At 33.3% G+C, this 24378-nt stretch carries 23 protein-coding genes and 1 pseudogene; 3 read left to right on the top strand and 21 right to left on the bottom strand.

All coding sequences use genetic code 11. The features are described 5' to 3' along the window. Positions 1–12 precede the first annotated feature (12 nt). The 8 genes and pseudogenes from ACNI3C_RS02370 to ACNI3C_RS02335 form a co-directional block, all read right to left on the bottom strand. Positions 13–1269, bottom strand: a pseudogene (locus tag ACNI3C_RS02370) (beta-ketoacyl-ACP synthase II). A gap of 125 nt (positions 1270–1394) precedes the next feature. Beyond that, a complete protein-coding gene (gene acpP / locus ACNI3C_RS02365) occupies positions 1395–1625 on the bottom strand; it encodes an acyl carrier protein (RefSeq protein WP_419770659.1) in 231 nt (76 codons plus the stop codon). A gap of 73 nt (positions 1626–1698) precedes the next feature. Beyond that, positions 1699–2442: a 3-oxoacyl-ACP reductase FabG gene (fabG, locus tag ACNI3C_RS02360; protein ID WP_419770658.1), complete on the bottom strand. Its 744-nt coding sequence runs from the start codon at positions 2440–2442 to the stop codon at positions 1699–1701. 53 nt (positions 2443–2495) lie between these two features. Further along, positions 2496–3230 carry a 4Fe-4S dicluster domain-containing protein gene (locus tag ACNI3C_RS02355; RefSeq protein WP_419770657.1) on the bottom strand — a complete coding sequence of 245 codons (735 nt, stop codon included), beginning with the start codon at positions 3228–3230 and terminating at the stop codon, positions 2496–2498. 2 nt (positions 3231–3232) lie between these two features. Then, positions 3233–3988 (bottom strand): 7-carboxy-7-deazaguanine synthase QueE, encoded by a 756-nt coding sequence (locus ACNI3C_RS02350; RefSeq protein WP_419770656.1) that lies wholly within the window; start codon positions 3986–3988, stop codon positions 3233–3235. Next, positions 3981–4517 (bottom strand): 6-carboxytetrahydropterin synthase, encoded by a 537-nt coding sequence (locus tag ACNI3C_RS02345; RefSeq protein WP_419770655.1) that lies wholly within the window; start codon positions 4515–4517, stop codon positions 3981–3983. The genes ACNI3C_RS02350 and ACNI3C_RS02345 overlap by 8 nt, the downstream gene beginning before the upstream one ends. After that, positions 4517–5188, bottom strand: a complete 672-nt coding sequence (queC, locus tag ACNI3C_RS02340; protein WP_419770654.1) for a 7-cyano-7-deazaguanine synthase QueC — start codon at positions 5186–5188, stop codon at positions 4517–4519. The genes ACNI3C_RS02345 and queC overlap by 1 nt, the downstream gene beginning before the upstream one ends. Next, positions 5181–6404 carry a molybdopterin molybdotransferase MoeA gene (locus ACNI3C_RS02335; RefSeq protein ID WP_419770653.1) on the bottom strand — a complete coding sequence of 408 codons (1224 nt, stop codon included), beginning with the start codon at positions 6402–6404 and terminating at the stop codon, positions 5181–5183. The genes queC and ACNI3C_RS02335 overlap by 8 nt, the downstream gene beginning before the upstream one ends. A 94-nt stretch (positions 6405–6498) precedes the next feature. Here ACNI3C_RS02335 and ACNI3C_RS02330 point away from each other — a divergent pair, with 94 nt between their 5' ends. Continuing rightward, positions 6499–6903, top strand: a complete 405-nt coding sequence (locus tag ACNI3C_RS02330; RefSeq protein ID WP_419770652.1) for a hypothetical protein — start codon at positions 6499–6501, stop codon at positions 6901–6903. Position 6904: 1 nt separating this feature from the next. Continuing rightward, the gene (locus ACNI3C_RS02325) at positions 6905–7573 is read left to right on the top strand and encodes a 16S rRNA (uracil(1498)-N(3))-methyltransferase (RefSeq protein WP_419770651.1); all 669 of its coding nucleotides are present in this window, start codon (positions 6905–6907) and stop codon (positions 7571–7573) included. Between the two features lie 118 nt (positions 7574–7691). Here ACNI3C_RS02325 and ACNI3C_RS02320 read toward each other — a convergent pair whose 3' ends face one another. The 10 genes from ACNI3C_RS02320 to ACNI3C_RS02275 form a co-directional block, all read right to left on the bottom strand. Beyond that, positions 7692–8363: a response regulator transcription factor gene (locus ACNI3C_RS02320; RefSeq protein ID WP_419770650.1), complete on the bottom strand. Its 672-nt coding sequence runs from the start codon at positions 8361–8363 to the stop codon at positions 7692–7694. Between the two features lie 77 nt (positions 8364–8440). After that, positions 8441–9634 carry a hypothetical protein gene (locus tag ACNI3C_RS02315; protein WP_419770649.1) on the bottom strand — a complete coding sequence of 398 codons (1194 nt, stop codon included), beginning with the start codon at positions 9632–9634 and terminating at the stop codon, positions 8441–8443. A 9-nt stretch (positions 9635–9643) separates the two neighbouring features. Continuing rightward, positions 9644–10981: a c-type cytochrome gene (locus tag ACNI3C_RS02310; RefSeq protein WP_419770648.1), complete on the bottom strand. Its 1338-nt coding sequence runs from the start codon at positions 10979–10981 to the stop codon at positions 9644–9646. Between the two features lie 154 nt (positions 10982–11135). Further along, positions 11136–11531: a hypothetical protein gene (locus ACNI3C_RS02305; RefSeq protein WP_419770647.1), complete on the bottom strand. Its 396-nt coding sequence runs from the start codon at positions 11529–11531 to the stop codon at positions 11136–11138. Between the two features lie 29 nt (positions 11532–11560). Continuing rightward, on the bottom strand, positions 11561–12433 hold the full coding sequence (locus ACNI3C_RS02300) for a c-type cytochrome (protein WP_419770646.1): 873 nt from the start codon (positions 12431–12433) through the stop codon (positions 11561–11563). Continuing rightward, complete coding sequence (locus tag ACNI3C_RS02295; RefSeq protein WP_419770645.1) at positions 12430–13680, bottom strand: cytochrome b; 1251 nt, start codon at positions 13678–13680, stop codon at positions 12430–12432. The genes ACNI3C_RS02300 and ACNI3C_RS02295 overlap by 4 nt, the downstream gene beginning before the upstream one ends. Positions 13681–13690: 10 nt before the next feature. Further along, positions 13691–14197: a Rieske 2Fe-2S domain-containing protein gene (locus ACNI3C_RS02290; protein WP_419770644.1), complete on the bottom strand. Its 507-nt coding sequence runs from the start codon at positions 14195–14197 to the stop codon at positions 13691–13693. Positions 14198–14370: 173 nt separating this feature from the next. Then, positions 14371–15846: a threonine synthase gene (gene thrC / locus ACNI3C_RS02285; protein ID WP_419770643.1), complete on the bottom strand. Its 1476-nt coding sequence runs from the start codon at positions 15844–15846 to the stop codon at positions 14371–14373. An 8-nt stretch (positions 15847–15854) separates the two neighbouring features. Beyond that, on the bottom strand, positions 15855–16760 hold the full coding sequence (gene argB / locus ACNI3C_RS02280; protein ID WP_419770642.1) for an acetylglutamate kinase: 906 nt from the start codon (positions 16758–16760) through the stop codon (positions 15855–15857). 160 nt (positions 16761–16920) lie between these two features. Further along, entirely contained in the window at positions 16921–18756 is a 1836-nt protein-coding gene (locus tag ACNI3C_RS02275; protein WP_419770641.1) for a diguanylate cyclase, read from the bottom strand. Positions 18757–18905: 149 nt separating this feature from the next. Between ACNI3C_RS02275 and ACNI3C_RS02270 the strand changes: the two genes are divergently transcribed. Then, on the top strand, positions 18906–21644 hold the full coding sequence (locus ACNI3C_RS02270; RefSeq protein ID WP_419770640.1) for a RecB-like helicase: 2739 nt from the start codon (positions 18906–18908) through the stop codon (positions 21642–21644). A gap of 33 nt (positions 21645–21677) precedes the next feature. Here ACNI3C_RS02270 and ACNI3C_RS02265 read toward each other — a convergent pair whose 3' ends face one another. From ACNI3C_RS02265 to ilvA, 3 genes are all read right to left on the bottom strand, one after another. Further along, positions 21678–22241, bottom strand: coding sequence for a thiamine phosphate synthase (locus ACNI3C_RS02265; RefSeq protein WP_419770639.1), 564 nt, complete (start codon positions 22239–22241; stop codon positions 21678–21680). A gap of 174 nt (positions 22242–22415) precedes the next feature. After that, on the bottom strand, positions 22416–23105 hold the full coding sequence (locus tag ACNI3C_RS02260; protein ID WP_419770638.1) for a F0F1 ATP synthase subunit A: 690 nt from the start codon (positions 23103–23105) through the stop codon (positions 22416–22418). 67 nt (positions 23106–23172) lie between these two features. Further along, positions 23173–24378 (bottom strand): threonine ammonia-lyase, encoded by a 1206-nt coding sequence (gene ilvA / locus ACNI3C_RS02255; protein ID WP_419770637.1) that lies wholly within the window; start codon positions 24376–24378, stop codon positions 23173–23175.

Genomic DNA, 24378 nt, shown 5'->3' with positions numbered 1-24378 from the left:
AGTTTTATAATATTAGTTGTATTTTCTAAAAATAACAGAACCGTTGGTTCCACCAAAACCAAAGTTATTACTCATAACCGTTGTTAATTCTACTTTTCTAGCAACATTTGGTACATAATCTAAATCGCATTTAGGGTCTTGGTTAATAATATTAATGGTTGGAGGAATGATACCTTCATTCAGTGCTTTGATTGTAAAAATTGCTTCAATAGCACCTGCTGCACCTAAACAGTGACCAATTTGACCTTTTGTAGAAGATATAGGAGGACAAGTTTCAGACCTTCAAATAACTTCTTTCATGGCAGCTGTTTCATTCATATCACCCACAGGAGTTGAAGTTCCATGTGCATTGATATAATCAACTTTAACATCTTCACCTGTGATTCTTTTTGCCATATCTAAAGCCGCTTTCATAGCTCTTAAAGGACCATCCATAACAGGAGCTGTAATATGGTTTGCATCACCGCTTTCTCCAAATCCAATCACTTCTGCATAAATTTTTGCACCTCTTGCCAGTGCTGAATCCAATGTTTCTAATACAAGTGCACCAGCACCTTCTCCCATTACAAATCCATCTCTGTCTGTATCAAAAGGTCTTGAAGATGTTTTAGGATCGTCATTTCTTGCACTTAACGCTTTCATCGCGGCAAATCCACCAACACCTGCTCCACAAATAGCACTTTCAGCACCAACAACCAAAATTTGGTCTGCACCACCTAAAATAATGGTTTTAACTGCATCTGCAATAGCATGAGTTGAAGCAGCACAAGCAGTTACATGAGATAAACTTGGACCTTTTAATCCATGTTCAATAGAGATAAATCCCCCCAGCATATTGACCAAAGAAGATGGAATAAAAAATGGAGATATTTTTCTAGGACCTCTTGTTTCACACGCCACTGAATTTTTTTCAATTGTTGATAAACCACCAATTCCAGAAGCTGAAATCATTCCAAATCTTTCTGAAACTGAGTCATCTACTTTTTTTTGATCTTGAGAGATATATCCAGAATCCATCATTGCTTCGTTGGCGGCTTTTAATCCAAGTTGAATAAATCTGTCTGCTTTTTTAACCTCTTTTTTATCCATAACTGTTGTTGGATCAAAATCTTTTACCTCTCCTGCAATTTGAACAGGGTATTCACTGGCATCAAAAAGTGAAATTATATCAATTCCACACTCTCCATTTACGACTGCTTTAAATGAATCTTCAACATTGTGTCCAACAGAATTAATAGTACCAATACCAGTTATAACTACTCTTCTCATTAATTTATGCTCCATATTATATTATTATTTAAATTATTCAATTTTCTCTGCTATTTGACAGGACGATTGATAAAAAACTCAATACTTTAAATAAAAAGTCAGTTATACTGACTTTTTAATTTAAATTATGAATGATTTTCAACGTAGTTGATTGCGTCACCAACAGTTAGAATTTTTTCAGCATCTTCATCAGGGATTTCGATATCGAATTTTTCTTCTAAAGCCATAACCAATTCAACAACATCTAGTGAATCTGCACCTAAATCTTCAATGAATTTTGATTCTTCTTTAACTTCAGCTGGATCGCAATCTAATTGCTCAACTACTACTTCTTTTACATCATCTAATAATGCCATTTTCTTTCCTTTTAAAAAATTGTCTTGCAATTATACCTAAAAAGATTTTAAATATTCTTTTATAAATATAAAACTATACGTAGAGTCCCCCATTAACTTTTAAAACCTCGCCTGTAATGTAACTAGAACTGTCACTTAAAAGGAAAGCAACGGCTTCTGCAACTTCACTGGGATTACCAAATCTTTTCAATGGAATGTTTTTTTCATACTCTGCTTTGACTTCTTCTTTTAACTCATGCGTCATATCTGTTTGGATAAATCCAGGGGTTACTGCATTGTATCGGATTCCTCTTGAAGCGGCCTCTTTTGCAAATGATTTTGTCATGGCATTTAATCCACCTTTTGAAGCTGAATAGTTCGTTTGTCCAGGATTTCCCATCTCTCCTACAATAGAAGAGATATTTACGACTGAACCAAATTTCTTTTTACTCATGGTTTTTAAAGCTTCTTTACACCCAATAAAAGCAGAGGTTAAATTTGCAGTAATCACATCTGTAAAATCATCTACTGACATTCGTAATGCCAATTTATCTTTTGTAATTCCTGCATTGTTTACAAGGTAGGCAAGTTCTCCATCTGATTCAACAATAACTTTAACTGCTGCAACAAATTCCTCTTCTTTGGTTACATCTGCTTGAATAACAGCTGCTTTTCCCCCAGCTGCTTCTATCTCTTCTTTTACTTTTAAAGCTTCATCTGCACCACTTCGGTAGTTAATCCATACTTTTAAACCATAAGATGCTAAAATTTTTGCAATTTGAGCACCAATTCCCCGACTTGCACCCGTTATGAGTACATTTGTTCCACTAAATTTCATTGCATTTCCTTTATATTTTTTGTATTCTATCAAAATTTTGTTTATATAAAATTTTAGGCATCTTTTTCTTCATGAAATGATTGCTTAAAAGTGACCAACTTTTCTGTTTTATTAAACATATACTCAATTAAATTGAGGCTATTGCTCTTTGTAATTGCCGCAGTTTGACACACATCTTCACAAATTTGGCACCCAATACAGTTTCCACTTTGAAACGAGATGGTGTCTTGAGCAGTGTTATGAAAAAGTGCTGAAGTAGGACAAGCGATGATACAATCAGAACAGTTTGTACATTTTTTTGAATCAATTTTTTTATTAAAAACTAAATTCATATCGGATATGTCTATGTGGGTATAAAAAATATCTTCACACACCATTTTTAATGAATCTTTAAAAAAAAGCACTTGAGGTTGAATCGTGTAGATATTCTCTTTTTCATGTAAGATTAATTCTGGTTCAAAGTTATGTGTCGTATTTGGTGTTTGCTCTTTCATAAAGAGTGAACTTTCAAAGCCAATTGAAGCCAAAAATAGATTAGAGTTTTTTACGGTAATTTCTAAATCATTCAAAGCCTCTTCTGAAATATGAGCATCATACTCTAAAAATATATTTCTTTTTGCTCTTAAAACCAAGGAGATTAAGTGATAAGAATCAAGAAGGTAAAATGTGGGGATATCCACCTTTTCTATGATTTTATTGACATCTTGTTCTAAAAAATCAAGGATAAAAGCAATCACATCAAAAGTATCTAAAAAAATCTCTTTTTGAATAAAATCGATATTTTTCAAACTTATACACCTTTCTTGTTGTCCCAAAGTCGAATATGTAATCGATCAGAGTAATGAAAACCATATTCGACACACATATCAATAACCGCTTGAGCATTGAGATTAATCTCTTCTTGGGTGTCACCTCGTGGCATTAAATAGACTTTACTTTGTGGAATAATTTTTAGAATATCGTCAATCTCTTTTTTAGCATCAGTAATAAACTGTTTTTCAATGACAAACTTAAGATAATACTCTTTAACATTGTGTTTGATTTTTGTTAGGGTATTTTCATTGATTCTTTTAAAAAGAGGTTCTTTGCTGTTACTGAGCTTGATGCTCATAGAAAAAAGTATCTCTTTTTGATAGTTTTTTGAAAAATCTATGTCTAAAGAAGCATTGGTTTCAATGGTAACCTTAAAATCATGGTCCACATAATATTCCAAGAGTTTTTGAAAGGCTTCATTTTTCCAATAAATCAGAGGTTCCCCTCCTGTAATAACAATATCGGGTTTATAATTATTGGGTATAAGTTTAGCAACCTCGGCAATGATTTCTTCATGGCTGTTGTATTTGTACCAGCTCTCTCTGAATGCAGTATCGACAGCGTAATAGGTATCACAAGAGTATTTTTTAGCACCACTGGGTGTTTCATACTCTACTTCAAATCCAGAGCAAGACATATTGCATTTTCCAAAACGAATAAAAACAGAGGGTGTGCCTATTTTTTTACCTTCACCTTGAATGGTTGGACCAAAAATCTCAGTGACTTCAAGCATATACACTGCTCTTACTTTTTGGAGTTTCGTAAAACTCTACTTTTGATACGGTAATGTTGAGTTTTTCTATTTTTTCTTGAACAATTTTCATAATCCAAGCCGATAAATTTTCGCTTGTTGGAACAAAATCAACAATAATAAACCCCTCATACATCTCTAATATGTGTTCTGGTTCATCTTTGATTTTTGTTAAATTAAAGGCTTTAAACCCTTCTGGAAATTCAATTAAATCTTTTTTATTGGCATAGTGAGGTAAGAGTGTTTCAAATAAAGGATCATGAATATCTAAAATAAATTTGTGATCTAAAACATCATCAATAAAGGCTTTAAACCAATTTAAATGTTTAAAGTCTGTGACCATACCGTTGGTTAAAACATCACTTTGTAAGTAGATAATAATTTTGCCTTGATGTCCATGTAAATGGCGGCATTTCAAACAAGGATCAAGTGAAAATTCTGGATTTAACTCTTGTGACCAAACTCTGTGACCATAACAAAAGTCAAACTCTTTCGATATTTTCCAATGCATCAATTTCCTTTATATGCAATGGGATCAGTTGCATTGGCTATTTTAAATCCATTTAATCTCAATCGACAACTGTCGCACACACCACACGCTTGCTCTTCCTCTTTATAGCAACTCCAAGTGTGTTGTAAGGGAACATTCAGTTCCAATGCTTTGGTGACAATATCTGATTTCATCATGTGTACTAATGGGGTTCGAATATCAATATTCGTACTCTCTTTGGTGCCTTGATTGATGGCCTCTTTCATTTTAGTAATAAAGGAGTCTGTGCAATCAGGGTAGCCACTGCTGTCCTCTTCGACAACACCTATAAACATGGCAGTGGCATCCTCTTTTTCCGCAATGGCTGCAGCAATTGAGAGAAAAATTCCATTTCTAAAAGGCACATACGTAATAGGAACGCCTGGTTTAACGCCCTCAATAGGCACATCAATATCGACATCGGTTAAAGCACTTTCCCCAATTTGTGTGAAAAAGGGAATATCAACTTCATATTTCTCTTTAATATTTAAATCTTCACAAATATCTCTGAATGCTTTGAGTTCTCGTTTTTGTGTTCTTTGTCCGTAATTAAAGTGTACAGCAATGATTTCATATCCCTCATGTTTAGCAATATAACTTGCCAATGTTGAGTCCATTCCGCCACTTAAAATACATACTGCTTTTTTATTCATGAGTTAAAAAATCCTTATTTTCTTGCGTAAAAAATTTCCAATTGATGGGCAATACTTTTACGGTTTTATTTTCTTCTATGTGCTCTACATTTTCATCTAAAACAATCATGGCATTGCATGAAGCTAATATACTTACCATTCCAGGACTTCGTTTATTTGAAGCTTGAAAAAAGACACCATCAAAAAAACCGGGTACAACGGTTATTCTGCCTTTTTTGTTTTTTAATGTTTTATGCATTTTAGCATCGATTGTATTATGAAAACACTCTTTTTGTCCCAAAAGTTTTTGAATGAGTATTTTTCCAAAGAGTTCAAAAATAAGTGAAGCAGCCAAAGGGTTACCCGGTAGATTTAAAATCAAGGTGTTTCCTATTTTTCCAAAAACTGTAGGTTTACCGGGTTTGACAATAATGCCGTCAAATAAACTCTCAAATCCAAGAGCATTAAAAGCCTCTTTGGTAAAGTCTGCTTCCCCAACAGAGACACCCCCTGAGGTGATAATCAAATCTGCTCCCAATGAGTTTTGAATTGATTCTTTAATAGAATCAATGCTATCTCTTGCTTGCCCAATAAATGTAACATCGCAGCCAAGTTCTTGACAACGGGCTATAAATGTAGGTGTATTAGAGTTATAAATTTGATAATCTTCAATTTTTTCATAATGCAATTTCAGCTCTTCGCCTGAAGCAAAAACAACAATGTTCGGTTTTTTAAATACTTTGACGTGTGAAATTCCTTGACTTGAAAGTAGGGTGATTTTAGAAAAATTGATTTCATCCCCTTCTTTGAGTATGTTATCTTTGATTTGAATGTCTTCACCTATATAGCGTATGTGTTGATTCTCTTTGACCTTTGAAGGAATGCATACGGTTGTTTCATTGATGATTTTGGCATCTTCAAATGGAATGATTGCCGTACAGTTTTTAGGAATTTTTGCACCGGTCATTATTTTTACGCATTGACCAGAAATTAATTCAATATCTTTATTGTCCCCTGCAAAAATAGTACTTGTAATCTTCAGCTTGCTATGGGTATCTTCAAATAAGATAGCATATCCATCCATGGCTGAGTTATTAAATTTTGGAAGGGCTTGTGTGGCAAAAAGAGATTCTGCACTGATTTTATTTAAAGCATTTTCAATGGGTACGATTTCATATTTTGGTTTTTTATATTGGTTTGATAAAATATTTATAGCTTCTTTGACACTGACTGCCATATGGGTTTTCCTTACATAACTCCAAGCAATGCTTATGCTTAGATTGTTATTTAATTTGATATAATACCAAAATTTTTTAAAAGAGAGATAAACGATGGACATTATGCACGATGCAGTCATTACGCACGTATATACAATTTACTTTTTTCTGGCAGTTATGATGTTTAATATTTACAGTGTCTGCACACAAAAAAACTTCATATTTTTAGCCAAAAGATTAAAATTCACGACCCCTTTATACCATTTGACCAATGCAATTGTTATATACACTGGAGCCATTGTTGCAACGTATAATCACGATTTAAATCCTACGGTGTTATTGATGATTCCTACATCAATCTTTTTATTGGTTATTGAGATAAAAAGGTACAAAAAAATGAGAATCATTAAAACAAGTGATGTGGTACTTCAAGAAGAGTTTTACCCGTATGCAAAAAAAATCTATACCATAGAAATTATGGTTTTAATTACAGTATATATCATTTCAAAAGTATTTTAATATGCAGTTTATATATCATGAATTGGCTTCACAAGGAATATTACGTATTGATGGTGAAACGTATAAATATCTTTTTAAAGTGCGACGACACACCTTAAATGACATTCTGGTTTTTAGAAATATGCAAGATGGTCAAATCTATTTTTATAAAGTGGAAGCCATTTCAAAAAGAGATGCAACATTGACGTTACAAACGTATGAAGAAAAAGAGATTGGTGCTTCAGTTAAACTTCATATGGGTTGGTGTGTGGTTGATCCTAAAACCATTGAGAAGCAACTCCCTTATTTGAACGAATTGGGTGTTGAAAAGCTTACGTTTATCTACGCTGATTTTTCACAAAAGAATTTTAAAATCAATATTGAAAAATTGAATAAAATCTTAATAAACTCTTCTCAACAATGTGGACGAAGCTCTTTGATGCAACTTGATATTGTTGATTCTTTAGATACATTTTTAAATCTTTTTCCTGAAGCATATGCGTTTAATTTCAGTGAAAAAAGAGTGGATTCAAGTTTAAATATACAAACAATTGTTGTGGGATGCGAAGGGGGCTTTTCAAAAAGAGAAGTGGAACTTTTTTCAAAAGAGAAGATTGTAGGTATTCATTCTGATCTGATTTTAAGAAGTGAAACTGCGATGACAACGGTTGCAGCAAAATTAATTGTTTGATTTTAAACTAACAGATAATTAACACAATTCTTTTATAATTACATTGTACCAAACAACAAAAGAGTTCAATTAGATGAATCTCCTCCTAGTTTTTTATCTAATAAATATACTGAAGTCATTAAATACCTTTTGGCTTCAGTCTATAACCTCTGTTCTTTTGTGACTCAATTAAATCAAATCCAATTATTTTTCTTATACTCCAGATGTGATATCGAATGACAGCTGATTTTGATTCGCTGTTAGAGGGGTAAACATTTTTTTCAAGATCGACTTTTGATACAAATTGACCTCTTTTTTTGATGAGGTAATCTAAAATAAAAAGTGCTTGGCTCTCAATTTCAAGAGCAGTTGAGTTGTGATAAATTCTTTTATTGAAAATATCATAGGTATAAGAGTTTGAAATAGGTATAAAATCGTGGTAGGTTCTATACGATCGTTTAATTAATGTTCTTACTCTGAGTAAAAGTTCTTCAATATGGGTGTTTTTATTTAAAAATCCATCACAGCCACTTCTAAATGAGCGTTTTGTGGAGTCTGGAATAGAGCTTAAAACCAGCCTCATTGTTTCATCTTGATACTCTCGTAATATATTCATAATTTCAAAACCATCAATTTGTGGAACATTCAAATCCAAAATATATAAATCATAAATGGTGTTAAATATTTTGTTTAAAAATTCTTGCCCATTGCTGCAGGTATCAACGATAAAAGATTCCTCTTCTAATAAGTCTTTAATGGTTTCTTGATAGAGTTTATCATCTTCTAAAAACAGTATTTTCGTGCCAGACATGGTATGACTCCAATAATAAAAAAAGCCAAAGAGTTTAAAAAACTCTTTGGCATAAGATGGGTAGACGTGTTTATTATTTAGAGTATATTCATAAATAATATTGTCATTCCCCAAGCAAAATAGATCACCATCCATACAACCATGATTGAAAGTGTATAGTTACCCAATCGTGTAACAGCTACATCCTTTGAACCGTCAAAAATACCTTCATTTTTACCTACTTTCCAAGCCATGGTTAACAAGTAAGCAACACCTACTCCTCCCAAAATTAAGAATGTAAGTAAAAACATTGAAATAGTAGGAATTTCTAAATTCATTGGATAATCGTAGATATTATACCCTAAACCGCTCATAATATCAAATCGAATGAGTTCTCTCATTCCAGAGATTAGCAAGGCAACAACAACCAAAACAATGGTTGTAACATAGCTATTAGTATTTCTGAAAACCATTAACAATAAAACCACAACTCCCACAATAATTGCTAAAGAGAGTGGATTCATTAAGTATCCAATTTGCATCATCCATACAACAAATGCAAGTGCACTGATAAGCAATCCAACAACTCCAATATTTGTTCCAAGTGATGCTGTATACTCTACAAATGTAGGACTAAAGTCTTTTCTTGTACTTAAAAATCGACTGTAGTTTTGTAAAAATATTCCAACAACAGGAATTGCTAAACTTACCATAAAGGCTAATCTTATAACATCTACATTAAATGTCCATCCGCTGTTGTCAACAACACCATTAGGAGCATACATACTCATCCAATCATTTGGCATAATTGAAGTGACTGCAAAATTGTGCATTAATACTCCAGCGCAAACTAAAATTAAAAATGAGATGATTCCAATAAGTTTTCCTCCACCTGCATTTTTTCTGTTTGCATAATAATACCAATAATACATACTGTATCCAACAACTAAAGTATAAATAAAAATAAATACCCACATACCTGACAATGTATTTGCTACATACCAATTTGGGTCATAAATAACTTGTGTAAACAAAAGTGGTGCAACACCCAAAACAATAAGTATAGAGATACTTATTTTCCCCGTTTGAATCAAATGAGGTGTTAATATTTTCCAATTTGGATCATTTTTTTGTTTAAACGTTCCAACGATAGACAATCCCATTGAACCCAATGCCAATAAAACAAAAGCAGCGTGTAAAGCCCATGTTAAAACATACAATGCTTGAAATACGACAGGATAGAAAGGTACCCCCGCAGGGTCTCTTAATGCTAATAATACTGATGCGTCCATAAATCCTCCTTAATATTTCAATGATGCGATATATTCAGCAATGGCATCATATTCTTGTTCTGGAAGTTTTAGCGTTGGCATATATGGTCTACCACCTTCACCCAGAACTTGTAAAAAGGCTACTATTCCTTCTTTGTCAAATCCAGCCAATCGATCTTTTAGTGGTCTGAATACACCTGTTTTTTCTAGTGAATGGCAATTTGAACATGACATTCTTGTTAAAAGTTTCCCTGCTTCAAGTTTGTTTTCATCTGTGATGACTCTTAAGTTTTCTGGAATAAATGGATTTACTTGTAATAGACCTTTTTCGGCTATGATAGGTAATTCACTTTTGATTCCTTTTCCTGGAACATCACGACTGATAATCTGATTTGAATAGATATATTGACCAGCAACATATGGTTTTCTCATAGATTCTCTGAGTTTTTCACCTGGCCAAATACCTGCAATTAAAATAACAAAAATCATTAATCCTGCTAATGGAGTACTTATAAATCGAGGCTTCACAATAGCAACTAAGAAATAGATTGAAAAAACAACCGTAAGAATAATTCTGCTTTGAATAACAGAAGCTTTAGTTACATTAAATACAGCATGGGCGTTGTCTGGCAGAGTTCCCATATACCACATAAAGAAGAACAGAACTAAAAATCCACCCAACATACTTACGTAACCCATTTTTCTGGTGAGTTCTTGTGATAGTTCAGCATTATCTTTTTTAATAGCACTTGAAATAACCATTCCAATAACACCTGAAAGCATTATCATAAAACCAATTCTTAAGAACATGTGAGGGAAAGTATTTGTTCCAAAAAATGCATCACTTGCACTTCCTGTCGCATAATATGCTTGTGTCCCTGGCCACATCATAAAACTTATGATTCCAATAATAAGTGCTAACGTACCTACTGATGCCAATGCAAATGAGAATGTAAGTTTTAAATGGGTTTTTTTATCAATTTTATCCATGAAATATACAAGGACAAATACCCCAATAACTTCATAAACGAAAAAGACCCATTCAGTAGCCCAAACCCACACAAAGTTGTGTATAAGTGCACTGATACCCCTTGGACTGGCTGCTGTTGCAGTATACCAAATCCCTGGACCTGTTATAGAACCTATTACATATGAGAAAATAAGTAAAAACATACCGTATCTTTTCATATACGGGTATAAATCACTTCTGTCTTCTTTATACGCTTTGTAAGCCAAAAATGCAAAAAGCATTGCAGCACCAACGGAAGTATGAGATGCTAATATGTGTATGGTTCCTGTCATACCCATCATCCACGCACTTCCGTATTCTGGAAAATAAAACAACGGAAATTGTCCTATGATATCCATGAAGCCTCCTTATTTAAAATAGAGTCTAATTCTAATAAAGGTTTGTTAATTTATTGTTAGTTTTTAAAATAAAGTATAATTTAAGATATATTGATTTTTGGGAGATAAATATAAAGACTAACAGTGATATTAGTCTTTATATTAAAGTGATAATTTACCAGTTTCTTACAATTGCATGGCAACTTGAACATGCATTTAAAATATCAGAATAAGCATTAGAAGCATTGATATATGCTTTGTTTTCTAAGTTTAAATTTAGAACATTAACATCCAATGTAATTCTTTTTGAAGCATTAACGGCTACATTTGTCATATGTTTTTTTTCTGCAGGAAGATAGTCTGCAATAATATCTTTATGTGAAAAAAGAGCGTTCCCTTTATTAACAAGTTCTGTACCATTTTGAATTAATGATACATTATTGTTTAAAAACCCTTGTTGAATTTGGTTCATTCCCTCTGACATTAAAGACATTGACTTTTGCATAACATCTTGTGCATTTGAAAATGATACACATAAGATTACAGCTGCGATTATTTTAGTGATTTTCATTATTTTCCCTTATGTATAAAGAGATATGCTTAATGCATATCTCTCCATTGTTTAGATTTCCATAACCAAGCAAAAATTGCAAAGATTACTAAATAGATTAAGAATTTAGGTCCTAATGCCTCTCTTTGTGCTTTTTTAGAGTCACCAACTTCTGATAAATATGCAATAACTTGTGTTTCTGCTTCTTCAGTTAATCCAACTCTAGGCATTGCTGTCCCTTCTAAATATCTTTGAGGGTCATTAACAAATCCATGGATATACTCTTCTCCTCTTGATTTAATGTATTGAGATAAATCAGGTGGAACTTTTCCCATATATGATTTTATATTTTCAATAGGTGTAAATGCATTCATAGTTCCATTTTTCATATCACCATATTTAATACCATGACATCTTTGACAAGCATCAATAAATATCTCTTTATTTGTCATCTCTTTTGGAGCAATTGATTGTAAATATGCAACAATATCTGCAATCTCTTGAGGTTGCATCCAAGAGTAACCAGGCATTGGATGTGCTCTTCCTTCTTGGAATTTATGTGTAACCAATGATGCTTTTGCAGGGTCTTTTATAAATGCAGCTAAATAGTCAGCATTGTATAATTTTCCTGCTGTTCCTAAATCTGGCGGTACAGTACCGTATGCTGCTGCAGTGCTAGCATTATCCATGATACTTGGGAAACCTTGCGATTGAATTGAGTGACATGCAGTACAATTTGTTTGAACAATAGTTGCACCTGTTTCAGCATTTCCTTGTAAACCATTTAATCCATCAACATCTTTAAAGTTATAATCAGGTGCTTCAACATGTGGATGCATTTGTGAGTGAGCAAAAGGTTCAACACCCCAGTATGTAATCAGCGTTAGTGCTGCTACTACTGCTAATATTTTTAATTCTCTCATTTAGCACCCCTTTTTTTAGCATCCATTTTAGAAATAATTGGTAATGCTAAGAATATTAAAATAAACGATAATGCTGCAACAAATCCAACATAAGCATTTGTTCCAGTTGGTGGTAATTTACCCCAAACCGTTAATACAATTAAATCAACCATTAAAATCCAGAACCAAATAAAGAATTTAGGTCTTTGGTGTGCTGGTAAGATTTTAGGATCTCTGTCTAAAAATGGTAAGAGTAAGAAAATAACATTTGCAAATCCAAATGCTGCTAACCCAATATCAAATGCTTTAATCGGACCAACATTAAAGAAAAAACCTCTTAATACTTCATATGACCACAAGAAATACCACTCAGGGTAGATGTGTGCAGGTGTTACCATGTTATCTGCTGGATCAAAGTTAACGGGATCCATTGCAAAGTTATAATGGAAGAATACTAAGTAGAAGTAAAAAATTAAGAAAATTCCCATTACGGCTAAATCTTTAGAGATGAATACCGGCCAAAAAGGAATAACTTTTGACTCTTTTTTATTTCCCGCTAAATATTTTTCTGCTTCCGCATCAAAATCAAACTCTTCTGAATTTTGGTTATTAACGTGAGGAATTCTTAATGTATAGAAGTGTAATACAATAATACCCATAATAACAATTGGTAAAAGGAATACGTGTAACATAAAGAATCGTGTTAATGTCGCATCAGCAACGTTAAAGTCACCTCTGATCCAAACAACAAGTGCATCTCCAATGAATGGAATTCCACCAAATAAGTTAGTAATAACCATTGCTGCCCAGTAAGACATTTGTCCCCAAGGTAACATATATCCTGAGAATCCAGCTGCACTGAATGTCATGAATAATAACATACCAGAAATCCAAATCATCTCTCGACCTTGTTTGTAAGAACCGTAATAGATACCCGTAAACATGTGAATGTAGATAATTAAGAATACCACAGAAGCTGCAACACCGTGCATATGTCTGAATAGCCATCCATAAGAAACTTCTTGCATGATTGTATAGTTTACAGAATCAAACGCCAAATGAATATCAGGTTTGTAATACATCATTAAAAAAATTCCAGAGATTACTAAAATACCGAATGTGGTAGCTAAAAGTACACCCATAGCCCACAAAAAGTTAATATCTTTTGGAATCCAATACTCAGTCATTAACACTTTGTTAAGAGCTGTAGTATTGAGTCTTTGATCTAACCACTCACCAACTGAGTTTGCTTTTTCAAATTTTGCCATTCTACTTCTCCTAAGCTTGTGTTGCTAAATAAGCAGCAATTTTTTTGTATTCAGGACTTTCGTAACCAAGAACGATTGTAGTTCCTTCAACTTTAAATGGGGGTAAATCAAATGGTCTTGGTGGTGGCCCAAAAATTTGGTGTCCACTTGGGTTGAACTCTCCCCCGTGACATGCGCATTTCCATTTGTCTTTTTTCCACGCTGGAATACAACCTAAGTGTGTACAAAGACCGATTGCTACAGTAAATCTGTCTTCACCTATGTGTAAATCCCTTTCAGAACTCTCCATATCTGCCGTTTTTTTAAGAATAAAAATTGGCTTACCTCTCCATGTGAATACTTCTGGTTCTCCCGCTTTTATTGGAGCTAAATCAATTGTAGTATATCCACCAGCTAAAACGCTTGGCAACGGATCCCACGCTTGTTTCATTCCAACAAGAGAAGCGGCACCACCTACAGCTGCAACTGCTGCAAATGAATAACCAAGAAAATCCCGTCTATTTGTATTGTTAGACATTTATCTCTTCCTTATTTTAAAATAAAATCTAGCTATTATATTTTAATGTTACTTAAAGAATAATGAGAAGCAGTGGTGTATAAAAAATATCTACTATTTATGAGTAGAAAATACACGAATTATAAGATTTAATTATCAAAAAGAGAGAAAAATCTTTTTGATAATTTTAGAAATTATTGAATAAATTTAATGATTTCGTCTTCAATATTTTCTTTATTAATGACTGTATTGTGAATAATTTTTGCACTGAATAATGTTTGAACACTTTGAGGTATTTGGGCATTATATTGAGCCGCTATGGTTTCTAATGCCTCTTTATCTGAATAAACAATATTGGTTTGATTGAGTGCATTTAAAACCGTTGGAGAGAATTTTGTCCACTCTGCGGTCGAGTACATCACTGTTTTTAAAGGTTTTTCTTTTAAAAGTTCATACGCTTTTAAACACGTAGCTGTATGTGGATCCATTAAATAACCATTTTCTAAAAATGTTTTAATTTGAGATGCTCCATAAGCGTCGTCGGAATCTATTGCTGAAAAAACTGTTTGGATTTGCTCTTTTTCCTCTTGGGTGAGGGTGAAAATTTCTTTTGTGTTTAAATCTTCCATCAACTCTTTTGTTCGTGCACTTCCAAACATATCAAACAGAACTCTTTCAATGTTTGAAGATTTTAAAATATCCATGGCAGGTGATTTGGTTAAAATCAACTCTTTACCACGAATATCATAAACCCCTTCATTGATCCATTGAGTTAAAATGTTATTCTCATTGGATGCAATTAAAATCTTTTCAATAGGAATACCCATTTTTTGTGCATAATATCCACCTAAGGCATTGCCAAAATTTCCACTTGGAACAATTAAATAGATTTTTTCACCTAACGTGATTTCCTTTTGACGCAAAAGTTCAATATATGAGTGAATATGATAAATAATTTGAAAAATAATTCGTCCAAAATTCACCGAGTTTGCAGCACTGAGTTTAATGCCATGTTTTTGCAACTGCTCTTTAAATGTATTTGAACTTAACAAGTTTTTTAAAGCCGCTTGTGCATCATCAAAATTTCCATTGATTCCAATGACTTTTAAATTTTTGCCATCTTCACAGACCATTTGAAGTCTTTGTACATCACTTGTTCCTCCACTTGGATACAAACAAGCTACTTGAATACCCTCTTTATTTTTAAAAGTATTTAAGGCAGCTGGTCCTGTATCTCCTGAAGTGGCTGCAAGGATAAGATAGTGCTCTTTATTTTTTTTTGCAATGGAACTTAAAATTGAACCAAATGGTTGCAGTGCCATATCTTTAAAAGCTCTTGTTGGTCCGTGATACTGCTCTTGAACAAATAAATCCTCTTTGACTTTTACCACTGGAGATGGATTTAAGGGATCATCAAAATGATCATACAAACTTAATGCTTCATTGAGTTCGCTCTCTTCAATATCAATTTCAAATTTTTTAAGCAGGTCAAAGGCTAAGGTTTTATAACTGCTTGTTAAATGTTTTTCTACAAATTCTAAACCCAATTGAGGAAGTATTTTAGGTACATAAAGTCCACCAAATGAGGCACTTGGACTTAAAATGGCCTGTGAAAACGTAACTTCACTTGGGTTTTGTGTATCATTTCCTCGTGTTTCAATAAAATTCATTGTAATCCTTACATTTCATCATTTAATAATTTATTCATATCAATACCATTGTTTGGGTTGTCTTTTCTTACAAATTGTGTTCCAATTCCACTGCTGGTGAAGAGTTCTAATAAAATAGAGTGTTCCACTCGTCCATCAATAATGTGGGCTTTATTTACACCATTGTAAATGGCATCAATGCATGAATCCACTTTTGGAATCATGCCTCCGTTGATTGTGCCATCTTTTTTATAGGCTTCTACATCATCTTTGTCCAAAGAGTTTAAAAGATTTTTGTTTTTATCTAAAACCCCAACAGTATCCGTTAAGAAAAGCACTTTTTGTGCACCAATGGCACCCGCAATTTTAGAAGCAGCGACATCGGCATTGATATTAAATCCAGGGTGATTGGGTTGTGCACTGTCTGCAATAGGCGCAATTACAGGAATAAATCCCTCTTTAATAAGATTGTTAATCATTTGTGCATTGACTTTTGTTACAACTCCGGTGTAACCAAATTTTCCACCATCTTTTGGCTTAGCTTCAATGATTGAAGAGTCTTTACCTGAAATCCCAATGGCTTTTGCGCCATGATGATTGAGCAAAGAGGTGATATTTTTATTGATTTCACCACTTAAGACCATCTCAACAACACGCATGGTATCTTCACTTGTAACACGATGTCCATCAATGAATTCAGAAGTGATTTGTAGTTTTTCCAACAGTTCAGAAATTCTTGCTCCTCCGCCATGAACAATGACGGGTTTAATTCCTACAAGGGAGAGTAGGGCAATGTCTTGAGCAAACTTCTCTTTTAAATCGGGGCTGGTTTGTGCAGAACCTCCGTATTTAATCACAATCGTTTTTCCAAAAAATTTCTTAATATAGGGTATGGCTTCAAGTAGGGTTTCTACTGTGGTGTGTTTTGTTTGCATTATCATTATGCCTTTTAAATATAATAGTGGGCAATTATACTCAAAAATTTCTTTTTATTTTATAATGACCTTATGATTTGTTTTTTTAAGCAATCAAATACAATGTTGATGTTTTGATTTGTGAAGTAGAAAGAAAAGCCCAAGATGAGGCTCTTCTTAATCAATAGTTTTCGTTAATGTTTCCATCTTTTAATAACTCTTTACTAAAGAGTACGACTTTGTTTCTTCCTGTATGTTTTGCATCGTATAAAGAGATGTCAGCATATTTTACACACTCCCAGAAATTTGCTGTGTGTGTAGGGAAAATAGAGGCACCAATACTGATGGTTTTTCTGAAGCTGACATTATTTTTGGTAATCTCTTTTTGTGAGAATGCAATTCTGATTTTTTCTGCAACTTGAACCACATACTCTTCGGTACAGTTGTAAAGTAAAATCATAAACTCTTCTCCCCCATATCGTATGGCCACATCGGAAGTGCGAATATTCTCTTTAAGTGTTTGTGCAATCACACGAATTGCTTCATCTCCAACATCATGTCCGTAAGTATCGTTGACCATTTTAAAGAAATCAATATCGACCATTAAAATACCATATGGAATTTTACCTCGGGTAGATTGAGATACAATGGTTTCAACCGATTCTTCTAAAAATTTACGGTTATACAATCCTGTTAAAGAGTCTGTACGCGCAGATTTCTCTAAAATATACATCAGTTTTTTACTGACAATTTCTGGTTTTGCAGTGTTAATATAATCATCAATAATCGGTATGTTCTCACGAATTTTATTTAAGGCATCTTTTGTTGGTGCAGTAATAGAGATAATTAAATCGACATCGTGTGAGATGGTGTATGGAATACACAAATACTCGGTATCTTTCTCTTTTGAATTATTGCAAATTTCATTGAATTGCATTGAGTTAGTAATCGTATTTGTACGGTTTGCTCGACAACATTCAAATGGGTTACAGTGCAATTTATTGCTTTGATAAATAACTGTGATTTCCCCTGTGTTTTTATTGGCTTCAAGAATATTGTAATTTTTAATGTTCAGTCGATTTTCCAATACATAAGAGATTCTTTTATAGATATCTTCAAGTTTTTCATCGTGTTCAATGGTTTTTCTAAATTTATAAACATAAGAGAGATTAGAAACAGCAGTATTGACATTGATGAGTGGGTCATCTGAAAGGGCAGTTTTATTGGATAAAAATACTGAAATCTCTTTTTCAATATCTTTGAGAGTATTTTGTAATTTATCCAAGAAGCTGTTAATCCATTGAGATACCTCTTCCCCCTCTTTTGAAGTATTGACATCCAATCGTTGAGAGTAATCCCCATCATGTGCGCGTTTCATAACATTATTAATGGCATCAAATAAAATTAAAAATGGATTGATAACTCGGTTGATAATAAACAAAATCAGTAAAGTAAGAATAAGAGCAATAACGGCTGTATTGGTTGCTGTGCTGATACCCACCTCTTTAAGATCATCCATAGACATGGTAATGGAAATAGCACCCAGTACATCTCCCTCTTTTGAATCATGACATGCAATACAATCGATAAGTCCTTTTGAGGAGCTGATATACGGAATGGTTACACGGTACATACTCGCACCAAAAAAGTGTTCATCTATAACGGTTTGCTCTTGTGCTGTATCTAAAACTTTTTGATCAATACTGTCTCGTAAAGTTTCGTTATTTAATCCTTGACCGTATTGTTTAATTATAATGGGCGATCGAACCAACCAAATGTCATTGATATTTTCAAGTCTTCCAATTTGGTCTAAAAATATTTTTCTGTTTTCAATAACTCCATTGACCATATGTGAAGTTAATGAGTGTTTGACAACTTCAGCAACAACTTTTGCTTTATTTTCAATGCTCTTAAGCCCGTAGTTTCTAAAGTTATAAATTACATTGGTAATTAATAAAATAAATAAAAATGACATAATTGTAATCAGCAATAAAGAAATTTTTTTGCTTGTTTTCACATTCGACCCTTTGACAAAAATTAAAATAGCGAATAAAGTATTATAAAAGTAACACTTATAAAATAAGCTTAAAGCAAGGTAAAAAATAAAAAATAAATTATTAAAGTTTTATCAACATAAGTAAATCATTTCTTTAGTAGAATCTTTTTATGAAAAAATATTTAGCACTCAAAGCCAGTGCAGGAAGTGGAAAAACATTTGCACTGACTGTACGATATATTTCACTGTTGTTATTAAATGCCAATCCTACAGAGATTTTAACCTTAACTTTTACAAATAAAGCAGCCAATGAAATGAGTGAAAGAATCTATCAAACACTCTTAACTTTAGGAGACGATGAAGCCTATTTGAGTGCAATTGTCGAACAATCGGGTTTGAGTCGGGGTGAAATTATTGGGGCAAAGTCAAAACTGTTAAAGAGTTTTTCCAGTTCAGAACTCTCTATTTATACCATTGATAAGTTTGTCAATAAAATTCTCAGGGAATTTTGTGGATATATTGGACTCAATGATGATTTTGAAATTAAAGAGGACAACAGTGATGACTTGAGTTTGAAATTTTTAAAATCTTTAGATTTAAGACAATTTGATCAATTTGTCGATTTCTTTTTATATGAGAATAAAAAATTCAATTCATTGTTTGATCTTTTTAAAGATTTGATACAAAAGAATGAATCTTTTGATGCGTTTAAAATCAATAAAGAGTTGATTTTTTTACAGCAAAAAGAGGCAATGATACACGCTTTTAAAATCAAAGAGTTTGTGCAAAATTGTGAATTGGCTTCAAAAAGTGCCATCAGTGCTGTTGATTTTGATGACTTTGCTGCTTTAATTAAAAAAGGCTCAACGTGGTTGACCAAAGAGCGTGCAGCAGAGTTCTCTTATTTTAAAAAATGTGCAAATGAGATTTTAGAAAGCCACTTTTCGAATTTAAAAAAAGAGTTAAAAAATTACTACAAACTGAGTTCCTCATACTCTTTGAGTCGTTTGTTTGAACTCTATGGCTCTTTTAATGCTTTTCGAAAAGAGTACAACAAAAACAAAAACTATTTGGAGTTCAACGATATCTCTAATCTGGTCTATGATTTGTTGCTTAATACCATTGATAAAGACTTTTTGTATTTCAGACTTGACAGTCGTTATACACATCTGTTAATCGATGAATTTCAAGACACTTCATTACTGCAATATAAAATCCTAGAACCCATCATTCAAGAGATCCTCTCAGGATATGGAACAGAGTTTAAAACATTTTTTTATGTAGGAGATACCAAACAATCAATCTATCGATTTCGTGGGGGAAAACGAGAACTTTTTGATTATGTTGCTCAAGAGAATGGCTCAGTTGAAGTTGAAGCGTTGCATACCAATTACCGAAGTGCACACAACATTGTAGAGTTTGTCAATAAAGTTTTTTTGGCATTAAGTGCGTACGAGTATTATGAACAACACTCTTTGAAAAAAGGAGGGTACGTTGAAGTCATTGAAGATGAGAGTCTTTTAAGTGAAGAGAAGTTTGAAACCATTGCAGAAAAAATTGCGTATCTTTTAGCACAAGGCGTTGAAGCCAATGATATTGCCATATTGACCTACACCAACTCCGATGTCTTAGCTTTGTATACCTATTTGAGCGAAAAATTCCCTGAAGTTAAAATTTCAACTGAGATGACCTCAAAATTGATTAATCAAGAGAATGTCAAAGCGGTGATTCATGCCATTAAGTATCTCTATTTTAAAGAGGATATTTACAAGGAGAATTGCAATGCCATTTTAGGTAAAGCCCCTTTGAGTGAGTTTCTTTTAACTGTGGATTTACAAGAGTATACAATGCCTCAATTGGTTAAGTTTGTAGCCACACAGTTAAATTGCATGGATGAAAATGTGATTAAACTCCTTGAGGTGAGCTCCTCTTATCAAAATATTTTGGATTTTATTTATGAGATTGATTTTTTAGAATCCAGCATTGAAAACAAAGAGCAATCAGGAATTCAAATTTTGACCATATTTAAATCAAAAGGTTTGGAGTTTGATACAGTACTTTTAATTGACAGAATCAAACGAAAAAATCACGATAAATCATCACTGCTTTTTGAGTATGAGAAGGTAAATTTAAAAAATATTTACTACAAAGTGCCCAATTTAGAAAACTTCGATGAGAACTATGCTCAAGCTGTGAAACAAGAGAGACAACTTGCCTTGGATGATGAACTCAATATTTTGTATGTGGCATTAACACGAGCAAAAAACAATCTTTTTATCTTTAAAAAGAGGGAAAAGTCAGTTTTTGATGTTCTTAATTTAGAGCCCATGCATTTGGGAAATCTTACGGTTAAAGAGTTTATTCACACACCGCAAGAAAAAACAGAGTATGTTCAATACACACCATTGTATTTAGGAAAACAAGAGAAAAAAATAGCACAATCAAAAGAGCACCAACTCTACTCTTTACACTCCAAATATTTTGGTTTGGCAACACATTACTGTTTGGAGATGATGAGTGACTTTACTCTTGAAAGTTTACAATACGCTCTTTCTCTTGCAAAAAGTAAATATGGAAACGCTTTAAAAGAGGAAGATTTTAAGCATATTCAAAAACGTATTACGCATCTTCTGAATTCAGCTGAGTTTACTCAAAAAATAGCCAACAGCAATTTGTATAAAGAGCAAGCGCTGATGTATAAAAATGAGATAAAGATTTTGGACTTACTTTTAGAAAACCAAAACCAATATGTTATTTACGATTATAAAACAACACAAGATGAGATGCAAGAGCATATTGTACAAGTGGCACATTATAAAAAAGCCATCAAAGAGATTGTCAAAAGCGATGAGGTGTATGGATACATTATCTATCTCAAAGAAGAGGGTTGCACTTTTAAAGAGGTGTAATGTATTTTTCTTATTTATTCTATCTTGAGAACATTAAATAAAATAGCGTATAGAGGCGTAGCCAGAAGCCTTGGTTAATTTGATTTGGTCAATTTGTTCCAAGCTTAATATGCCACCTAAGGCAATAATATCAATATCATATAACTCAACTGCTTCTTCTAAAACCTCTAACCCTTTGGCTTCCCCTTTGTTAGGTGTTTCAAATATAGGAGAAAATGTAACGGCATTGGTATGGGCATTTTGAGCTTTTTTTATGTCGTTGAGATTATGGCATGAAATGACGACAAAAAGTGCATCTTTTTTGGCATCTTTGATTTTATCAAATTGTTTGGAAGTTAAATGCACTCCTGTTGCTCCGACTTTTTTTGCCAATTCATAGCGTTCATTAAGCAGTATTTTTTTAACATTAAAAGCTTTGCACGTTTGTACAAAAACCGTTGCTAACTCTTCATAATTCTCAGACTCTTTATCTCTGAAGCAGGCCATATTGATTTGATTTTTTTTTAAAACTTCTGAGAGTTTTTCTTTGAATTTTTTTGGTTCATTGCTGTAATATTTTGGATCGGTTATAAGGTACGAAAAGAAGTCGTTCTGCACGAAAGTGTCCTTGGTTTAAATATTTAGACATTCTATAATAACTTATGTTCAAATTGATTGAAAGGGATAAAAAGAAGTTGTTGCGTTAGAAATAAAAAAGGGGAAAAGAGTTTCCTCTTTTCCCCTTTTAACAACAGATTCTATGTTTGAGTGATGCTTACTCAGACCAACTATTTAGTGATGGTCTTCTTCCGCCATCATAACTGAACCTGCAATATAAACGTATGTTAAGATACTGAAAATAAATGCTTGTAATAATCCAAATGCAGTTAATAAGAAGAAACCTGGTAATGGTAATAACCAAGGCACCAACATTAAAAGTACCATTAAGAACATGTCATCTCCTCGAATTGACCCAAAAAGTCGGAACGATAAAGAGATAATTCTTGATAAGTGAGAAATGATTTCAATTGGAAACATTAAAGGAGCAAGTATAGGCATTGGTCCCATAAAGTGTTTAAAATAGTTGAAAAAACCATTGAGTTTAATACCCACGTAATTGTAGTAAATAAAAACAATCAATGCCAAAGACAGTGTAAAGTTAATGTTTGCTGTTGGTGCTTCAAAACCTGGAATAACTCCAATCATATTGCTTACAAAAATAACCAAAGCCAATGAACCAATTAAGGGTAAATATCTTCGTGCATTTTGTTCACCCATAGTGTCAGCACCCATTGCGATGATCCCACCAATAAACATCTCCATCACATTTTGCGAACCTGTTGGTACCAGTTGCATTCTTGTAGTAGCAGCTCTGGCTATCACAAATATAATCGCAACTGTTAATATCAAGTGCGATAAAATAATCCATTCTTGTGAGTGTCCACCGATTGCTCCTAAGAACGTAAATAATCTACCTTCCATTCTCTTCCTTTAAACGTTTTTTATTATTTTTTTCTAGTTTTAGTTTTGTATGATATACAAAGTTTGCTTATATTTCTTTGAATTTATACCCATTTAAACTTAACTGTTCCCTTATGTTACATTGGTGTGCTTCCCCTTTTGTTTCAAGGGCAATCGTAACATTGGCTTGTCCAAAGTCTAATTTGACTGAATTTCTGTCGTAATCAATCTGTACAATGTTCGCATCACACTCTTGGAAAATTGTGGTTAAATGTTTTAAAGAACCAGGTTTATCAATAAGTGTAACAATCAAATTCATTTTTCGATTTGATTTCACTAACCCTTTTTCAATGATCAGTGAAAGCATGGTAACATCAATATTCCCTCCACTTAAAACAGCAACGACTTTTTTATTTTTAAAGTCAAAAACATTGTGCATGAGTGCAGCAACAGAAACAGCTCCAGCTCCTTCTACGACCAATTTTTGTTTTTCAAGTAAAAACAAAATGGCATTGGCAATTTCATTGTCACTGACTTCAACAATTTGATCCACATACTCTAAAACATAATTGAGCATCTTAGGTGTAACATCACGAACAGCAATTCCATCGGCAATGGTTTTAACGGCCATTGAATCAATGGCATTTTTTGCTTCGTAGGACTCTTTCATGGCCCTTGCCCCACTGGCAACAACTCCCACAATTCTAAGCTTTGGATTGAGTGCTTTAGCTGCAATGGCCGCACCACTGATGAGTCCACCGCCACCAATGGGTACGACTAAAATATCGTAATCGTTGAGTTCATTGTAAATATCTAAAGCAATTGAACCTTGCCCCGCAATGACATCATTATCGGCAAAAGGGTGAACAAAAACTTTATTATTTGCTTTTGTATATGCCATGGCTGCAGCATAGGCTTCATCATAATTTTGCCCCGTTAAGACAACTTCGGCGTTGTATGCTTTTACCCCACTGACTTTTGTAAGTGGCGTAGCTTCTGGCATGAAAATGGTGGCTTTGCAATTAAAATATTGTGCAGAAAATGCCAATCCTTGGGCGTGGTTTCCTGCACTTGCAGCAACTACACCTGCATCTTTTTGTTCTTGTGTTAAGGTTGCAACTTTGTTAAATGCCCCTCGAATTTTAAAACTTCCTGTAATTTGTAAGTTCTCTTTTTTTAAGTAAATTTGAGCATCCAGCTGTTTACTTAAATTGGGTGCAAATGTTAAAGGTGTATCTTGAATCACCCCATCTAATCTTGTTTTTGCTTTTTTTATGTCATTGAGTGTAATCAT

It is taken from the genome of Marinarcus sediminis (SeqCode) (assembly GCF_048571275.1).
GTDB lineage: Bacteria > Campylobacterota > Campylobacteria > Campylobacterales > Arcobacteraceae > Marinarcus > Marinarcus sediminis.
The sequence above is the reverse complement of the archived record's forward strand: the minus strand, read 5'-3'. Positions and strand labels throughout refer to the sequence as shown.

Coding starts and splice junctions, on each gene's coding strand:
- acpP (WP_419770659.1), bottom strand. CDS start 1,625: ATGGCATTATTAGATGATGTAAAAGAAGTAGTAGTTGAGCAATTAGAT.
- fabG (WP_419770658.1), bottom strand. CDS start 2,442: ATGAAATTTAGTGGAACAAATGTACTCATAACGGGTGCAAGTCGGGGA.
- ACNI3C_RS02350 (WP_419770656.1), bottom strand. CDS start 3,988: ATGCTTGAAGTCACTGAGATTTTTGGTCCAACCATTCAAGGTGAAGGT.
- ACNI3C_RS02345 (WP_419770655.1), bottom strand. CDS start 4,517: ATGCATTGGAAAATATCGAAAGAGTTTGACTTTTGTTATGGTCACAGA.
- queC (WP_419770654.1), bottom strand. CDS start 5,188: ATGAATAAAAAAGCAGTATGTATTTTAAGTGGCGGAATGGACTCAACA.
- ACNI3C_RS02335 (WP_419770653.1), bottom strand. CDS start 6,404: ATGGCAGTCAGTGTCAAAGAAGCTATAAATATTTTATCAAACCAATAT.
- ACNI3C_RS02330 (WP_419770652.1), top strand. CDS start 6,499: ATGGACATTATGCACGATGCAGTCATTACGCACGTATATACAATTTAC.
- ACNI3C_RS02325 (WP_419770651.1), top strand. CDS start 6,905: ATGCAGTTTATATATCATGAATTGGCTTCACAAGGAATATTACGTATT.
- ACNI3C_RS02320 (WP_419770650.1), bottom strand. CDS start 8,363: ATGTCTGGCACGAAAATACTGTTTTTAGAAGATGATAAACTCTATCAA.
- ACNI3C_RS02315 (WP_419770649.1), bottom strand. CDS start 9,634: ATGGACGCATCAGTATTATTAGCATTAAGAGACCCTGCGGGGGTACCT.
- ACNI3C_RS02310 (WP_419770648.1), bottom strand. CDS start 10,981: ATGGATATCATAGGACAATTTCCGTTGTTTTATTTTCCAGAATACGGA.
- ACNI3C_RS02305 (WP_419770647.1), bottom strand. CDS start 11,531: ATGAAAATCACTAAAATAATCGCAGCTGTAATCTTATGTGTATCATTT.
- ACNI3C_RS02300 (WP_419770646.1), bottom strand. CDS start 12,433: ATGAGAGAATTAAAAATATTAGCAGTAGTAGCAGCACTAACGCTGATT.
- ACNI3C_RS02295 (WP_419770645.1), bottom strand. CDS start 13,680: ATGGCAAAATTTGAAAAAGCAAACTCAGTTGGTGAGTGGTTAGATCAA.
- ACNI3C_RS02290 (WP_419770644.1), bottom strand. CDS start 14,197: ATGTCTAACAATACAAATAGACGGGATTTTCTTGGTTATTCATTTGCA.
- thrC (WP_419770643.1), bottom strand. CDS start 15,846: ATGAATTTTATTGAAACACGAGGAAATGATACACAAAACCCAAGTGAA.
- argB (WP_419770642.1), bottom strand. CDS start 16,760: ATGCAAACAAAACACACCACAGTAGAAACCCTACTTGAAGCCATACCC.
- ACNI3C_RS02270 (WP_419770640.1), top strand. CDS start 18,906: ATGAAAAAATATTTAGCACTCAAAGCCAGTGCAGGAAGTGGAAAAACA.
- ACNI3C_RS02260 (WP_419770638.1), bottom strand. CDS start 23,105: ATGGAAGGTAGATTATTTACGTTCTTAGGAGCAATCGGTGGACACTCA.
- ilvA (WP_419770637.1), bottom strand. CDS start 24,378: ATGATTACACTCAATGACATAAAAAAAGCAAAAACAAGATTAGATGGG.